Genomic DNA, 2,114 nt, shown 5'->3' on the forward strand with positions numbered 1-2,114 from the left:
CCATACACATAGGATAAATTCCCTGTCATACTGAAATAATCCGTTAGATTGTACGCTAACAACAGTTCCCCGCCTGTGCGTTGCGCATCGATATTATTTGCTCTGTCTCCAAGGTGTACCAGGATAAAATCAGAAATATGGCTGTAAAATACTGATAATTCAGTGGAGAATTTATCCCCCTGGTAGGAAATCATTGCATCAAGTTCATTATTTTTCTCTGCATTTAGAGCAAAGCCATCCATACTATAGACCTCCCAGTAATCAGCCGCTCTTTCTGCGTGACCATATCCAGCAGATAACATAACAGGTACGTTTTCAAATGCGTATTCGGTACGTAGGAAACCAGCGAATAAATTCTGCCTGCGGTATTGATTTGATCCAGAGAGTACAATAGTACTGGTTTCACCGGCTGCATGCATAGTACCGGTCGTTGTTGCCAGAGAATCTACTCGAAACCCTGAAATCCAGCGTAGGCCATCGGTCATTTGATAGCCAAGTTCTGCATAGGCGGCGGTATTACCGAAACTTAAAATATGGTTTTTAGGGAGTTCAGAGCCACTTGTAGGGGGCGGTGGTGGGAGTTCCAGAAAACCACTCGCAGCATTGGCATCATAACTATCGTTCCGATACTCAAGGCCTGTTGTTAATTCTAAATCAGGGGTAATTTCTGAGAGAAATTCGGCCTTGCCAAAATGTTGATCCCAGAATTGCCCCATTAACAGGTACTCCTCCCAGGGGTGTAGATCTCTTAGGGTATAGTTATCCATATCATGGTCAACAGTGGTGAAGTTATAGCGCAGTTCAACACTATTTAACCAGGGAACCATGTTTTCCCTTTTGAAATGTACATTGATATTATCACGGTCTAGTTTGGTAACATCCATATGTATCGTGGCATTACCAATCTGACCTTTACTGGTTAGGCCTGAGATTTCCAGCAAGGTATCTTCATCAGGGGTAAACCCAAGAGCTAGCCTGTCATTAGATGTATCGTAAAATGTTTGTTTTACTACATTACCATCACCATCGGTATAATCATCTCCGCTGGTGTTATTGTGAGTATAAGCAAAATAACCCTTTTCAAAACCAAAAGAACTGTCAACAGATAAGGCTTGCTGGTTAAAGCTACCATATAGATAGCTACCATAGGCACGGGCCCCTATTTCCTGGTAACGGATTTCTGCACGATCAAAGTTGACTGCCCCTGATATATTGTTGCCGTTTTTTACAGACTGAGGGCCTTTAAGTAGAGTAAGTGAATCCATTGAACCAGGGCTGACATAAGCTGTTGCCGGGTCCATACGGTGATTACATACCCCGCCAAAAGGTACGCCATCAATAGAAATATTGAGTCTAGTACCACCTAGTCCTCTTAGTAGTGGGTCGCTAGCAGTCCCTCCCTGACGAGTGACTGAAATTCCAGGAGTCTGTTTTAATACATCAGCGCCATCAGTAGCAATACCCAGGTCTTTTTTTATCAATTGTATAGATTCAAAGGCTTGTGTTGGCTGTTCAGAGGGTATAGTCATCGCCTCCAAAGTGACCGCAGAAGGATCATGTTCTACATCGCTCTGTGCTGTTTCACTCTGTTGTTCAGAAGAAGTGCTTTGGGGTTGACTCGGTGCTTCATGCTCATGTTCGGGGTTTATCGCTTGTTCAGCATAGCTGGCTGAGCTGAAACCAAGAGTGATTAACACAGATAAGGCTGTCAGGGTAGGGAAAGTATTGGGGGTCATATCCATTGAATTTGAAAAGTGATATCAGACACTAATTAGATGAGCTTTACATTATCTAAAAATTCAGATGATTAGGCTAGTTATAATTTATAAATTTACTAATAAAGTTAATTTACTTATCGGATGGTGATTTTGGTTAGCTACAATTCTCAGTTATGATAAATTTTTACATGATCTCTATTAAATGTAATCGTAGCGTGGGAAGGTGGAGGTTTTAGTGCTTCTCGTCGGTGTGTGGCAACTAGGCCAGAATAGCGTGAGCGTTTTCTGGCGCACCCAAAATAATAAACATCCCATATTATCAGTTTATATTTTCAATATGGAGTCAGGGTAAGCATGTAAATCTTAACGATAATAACGCAAATAGGAATGATTTGC

The 2,114-nt window shown here is 41.7% G+C and carries 1 protein-coding gene; it reads right to left on the reverse strand.

All coding sequences use genetic code 11. From position 1 onward, the window contains the following. The coding region (locus tag CDZ78_RS14390; protein WP_167374318.1) for a TonB-dependent receptor domain-containing protein at nucleotides 1-1,736 on the reverse strand (1,736 nt) is incomplete at its 3' end. Nucleotides 1,737-2,114 lie beyond the last annotated feature (378 nt).

This window comes from Bathymodiolus platifrons methanotrophic gill symbiont (assembly GCF_002189065.1).
Classification (GTDB): Bacteria; Pseudomonadota; Gammaproteobacteria; order Methylococcales; family Methylomonadaceae; genus Methyloprofundus.